2 protein-coding genes are annotated in these 4,741 nt (G+C 51.0%); both read left to right on the top strand.

All coding sequences use genetic code 11. The annotated features are described in order from the left end of the window. Nucleotides 1-1,060: RagB/SusD family nutrient uptake outer membrane protein (locus VIP81_RS00325; RefSeq protein WP_331956479.1), on the top strand; the 1,060-nt coding region annotated here is incomplete at its 5' end. A 188-nt stretch (nucleotides 1,061-1,248) separates the two neighbouring features. Continuing rightward, on the top strand, nucleotides 1,249-4,741 hold a 3,493-nt coding region (locus VIP81_RS00330; RefSeq protein WP_331956480.1), incomplete at its 3' end, for an Ig-like domain-containing protein.

Raw genomic sequence — 4,741 nt, forward strand, 5'->3', positions numbered from 1 at the left:
TCCTGCCGCGGAGGTATGGAAACAGATTGAAAAAGACCTGACAGAAGCACAGGCTGCTGCCGAATTACCCGCGGTGTATCCTGCAGCAGAATTAGGCAGGGCTACCAAAGGTGCGGTGACGGCCTTACTCGGCAAGGTTTATTTGTACCAGAAAAAATGGGTGCCTGCACAAACAGAATTCGAAAAGCTCATGGGCGCTCCATATGCGTATAAACTCGATCCCGACTTTGATAATGTGTTCAGTGTTACCAATCAGAACACACCGGAAAACATTTTCCAGATCATGGATCAGCAATGGACCGACTGGGGCATTGGCTCTCCCTACTATATGTTTGGTAATGGTGCGGAACAGGTAGGTAAACAAACACATACCGGTCGTGCGATGGAGTATGGCTGGAACGACTGGAAGAATGTATACATCAGCAATGCTGCTGTACACGCATTCACTTACACCAATCCTGCAAACGGACAACTCTATACCGATCCCCGCGCCAAATCTACATTCTATGGCACAGCTGCTTCCGGTGGAGAAACCGTTTACTGCCAGCAATGCGCTACCGGTGCAAAGCCGTATCCTTTTGACGCCGCCGACCCACAGGGCGATTATCGCTGGAAGAAGTATGAGTATTATCATCTCATGGAAAAATATGGTGACCCTAAAAGTCCCATTAACGGACAGGTAATCCGCCTGGCAGATGTGATGCTGATGCTGGCCGAAGCACAAATCCAGCAAGGCAATACCGGCAACGCACCACTGGCGCTGATCGACAGCGTTCGTTCCCGTTCACATGCATTTTTATATACCACTTTAGGCGATAAAGAAAACGCGATGCGCCTCCTGATGCGTGAACGACAACTGGAATTATGCGGTGAGCAATTCCGGTATTTCGATCTGTTGCGCTGGGGTATTATCAAACAAACCATCAACGCCGAAAAGGCCGCAGAACCAGGCACGGGCACACAACCCTTCCAGGATAAAAATCTGCTGTTCCCTATTCCCGACGTAGAAAAAAATTATAATCCGAATGTAGCAAAGGATATTAAAAATAACTGGAACTAATTACAACGGCATGCGCCTATCCGCTAAAAGGGATAGGCGCAACACCGTAGCAACCAATTTATATCATCAGGAAGGCTTACCCACCACCTCACCAGCAAAGGATTCACCCAACGATAGGAAATATCTCATAGCAAAATAACCATCAATATTTTCCACCCTTCGATTCCACTTATGTAAAAACAATTACTATGAACTGGCGTAAACCACTATTTTTATCCGTGTTGTTCATCGGGTGTTGTCACCTGCTGTCTGTAGCACAAACCTATAATTGGTCAGGCGTTCGCATTGGCGGCGGCGGCCTTGTCTCCAGCGTACAGGCGCACCCGTTAGTCCCCAATCTGCGGTTCATTACCACCGATGTGGGCAACCCCTATCGCTGGAATGAAAGCACCCAACGCTGGGAAGGCCTGCTGAACGGACTTCCGGCGGTGTACTGGTCACCCGTGGCCGGCAACCTGGCTTTTGCACCTAACGATGCTACCGGTAATATCCTCTACATTTCCATGCCCAAAGGCACAGGATCTTCCGGCACTATTATGAAATCGACCGACCGCGGTACTACCTGGACCGATTTAAACATGCCCATCTGGCTAAACCCCAACAGCACCGACGAAAAAAGAAACGGGCAACGACTGGTGGTAGACCCCAACAACAGCAGTGTAGTATACGTGACTACCCGCATCCCCGGCAGTGGTAGCGAAACCACCAATGGCACTTACAAAAGCGTGAATGGTGGCAGCTCCTGGACCAAAATCGACACCTTGCATGGTCGCTTCATCGTATTTGATACCAGCGGCGGCACACTGTCCGGTCTTACGAAAAGACTATACCTGGCCAACCTGAACGGCGTATACGTGAGTAACGACGCCGGTACTACGTTTTCATTAATGCCCGGCAGTCCCGCCGGCTTAAGACGAGGTGTGTTAAACGGCAATGGCATCCTGTATGCCGCCGGCAACAGCCTCGTTTACAAATGGAATGGCACTGCCTGGAGTACGATTACACCGCCCTATAGCGGCAGTTTTACCAGCATAACGGTCAATCCGCATAACAGCAGCCAGATTATGACCAACATAGACGCCTTTACCGGCGCCATGTACAAGAGTAACAACGGCGGCAGCAGCTGGACACAGGTAAAAGGTACCCGCGACTACAGCGAAATACCTTTTCATGGTGGCGGCAATATCGGCAATACCATCATTGATCTGGCCTGGGATCCGTTTGATTCTACCCAGGTATGGATGGCCGACCTGTTAAATGCTTACCAGGGCAAGAACATCTGGTCCGATGCCGCGGTGTGGAAAGTGCGCGCAGCAGGTCATGAAGAAGTGGTGGTAACAGGGCCGTTGATTTGTCCGCCATCAGGCGATAATTTATTGATGAGCGTGACCGCCGACGTAGCCGGCTTCGATCATAAATCCCTCACCAATCCGCCGGCGAAAGCCATCTCCGATGATTTTCAATATGCCAACTCCCAGGGCGTGCATATGACCGGCGCCGCCATCCAGGAAACCAACCCCAACTTTATTGTAAGGGTAGGCCGCAGAGGCTGGAGTGGCACAGGTTTGGGCGGTTACTCCACCGATGGAGGACTGCATTATACACAATGGATTTGTCCTGCCGGCATGACCGGCGGAAGAGTCGCCGTTTCCGCCAACAGCGAAACCATTATCTGGACTACCCAGGGCGGTTATACCTATCGTTCGGTAGACAGAGGCGATACCTGGACAAAAATTAATTCTATTACCACCAGCGCCATCGGCACTTTTGGTGTGACGGGTTCTATTTTCACCGTACCGCCGGATATGAATCCCCTGGCGGCCGACAAAGTAAATGGCAATAAATTCTACCTGTATTTTTTTGGTAAGATGATGGTCAGCGAAGATGGCGGACTAACATTCGTACAGAAATACGCGAGTCTTCCCAACGTGCAAAATGTAGCTTTTGTAAAAGTAGAAACCACTCCCGGCAAAGAAGGTGATGTATGGGTATCTATTGAAGGCAACGGCCTGTATCACTCTACCAATTCAGGAGTTAACTTCACAAAGATCAGCAACGTGCAATCCGCCAAGCTGATGGCCATTGGAAAGGCTGCCGTTAATGATCCCGCCATCTATGTCGTGGGCACCGTAAATAGTATTCCCAACAGTATTTTCCGTTCGGATAACAACGGTACTACGTGGACAGTGGTGGCCAATCCTGCCATCAGCGAGCCTCGTAACCTGGCAGCTGATCGTCGTACCTATGGAAGAATATTTATGGGCAGCGCAGGTAACGGTATTTACGTAGGAGAAACCGTAGCAGGTCCGGTAACCGGCGTTACGGTAAGTCCTGCGGCCGTATCCATTGCAGTAGGCAATCGAGCTACCCTCACCGCTTATGTGGTGCCTGCCTGGGCGGGTAATAAAAAAGTAACCTGGCTTTCGGGAGATACCACTAAAGTGAAGGTCAATGACAGCACGGGCGTTATCACCGGTGTGTCTATAACGGCCACGCCTATACTGGTAACCGCCACTACACAGGACAGCAGTAAAACCGCTTCCGTGAGCGTAACGGTGACTACACCAGTGGCAGTTTCCGGCATCACTATCAGCCCCAACCCCGACACGGTAGGTGTGGGTAGCACGGTGTCGTTAGGAACGGTGATTACGCCTTCCAATGCCAGTAACAAATCACTGCGTTGGACTTCTTCCGATACTACTATTGCTAAAGTAGCAGCAGATACGGCGCTGGTAACCGGCATGGCCCCTGGTACGGCAGTGATTACGGCTACTGCGCAGGATAGCGGCTACACTGCTACTGCTACAGTATTTGTGTACAATGTAGTGCCTTCTGCACTCACCGTGAATGGAACCGCCTCCGTAGGGGCAGGCGATACGGTGCAGTTACGCGCGGTATTCACACCTCTGAATACCAGCCATCAAACCGTTACCTGGACTTCTTCCGACACGGCCATTGCCAAAGTAAATGTCAATGGGCTGGTCACCGCAGTAGCAGCAGGCAACGTTACTATCACGGCTACCAACGCGGCCAATAGTATTTCCGGCAGCAAAGCTATCACCGTAGTGAGCGCAGGATTATGCGGCATATTGCCCAACAATGGCTTTGAAGGCGGTTTGACCAACTGGATGATTGTAGGCAATGTAGTCAACGGTAACCCTCCTGCCGCCATCGTGGCCAACAATGCACATAGTGGCACTAAAGCAGCCGTGATTTCCGGGGAAGGCGGTGTAAGTACCACCGTACTGATGCCGGTAGCCGGCAGAAAAGCCGTGACGTTTTCGGCATGGGCCAAGATCATCGATCAACCGGCATGGGCAGGCTTTGGCATCGACTACATCGATTCCTCCAACAATAAAATTACGGCCGATCAGTTCACCGTCACTAATACCGCTTATTCGCAATTCAGTGTGGTAAGGGTTACACCGGCCAATACAGCCAGGGTGAACATCTGGACGTACAAAACCAGCAGCGCAGGCAAACTATGCTTCGACGATTTTTGCGTCACCGTAGCCACCGTAGTAGATGCCAGCAGCGTATCTGTAGCGCCTAATCCGGCGTCTGTTGCCGTTGGGTACACCAAAGCATTAACGGCGACCGTATTGCCCGCAAATGCCACCATTAAAACTGTTACGTGGACATCTTCCAACAACGCAGTTGCTACCGTTAACGCATCCGGCG

The sequence above is a fragment of the Chitinophaga sp. genome, from assembly GCF_036566945.1.
GTDB lineage: Bacteria > Bacteroidota > Bacteroidia > Chitinophagales > Chitinophagaceae > Chitinophaga.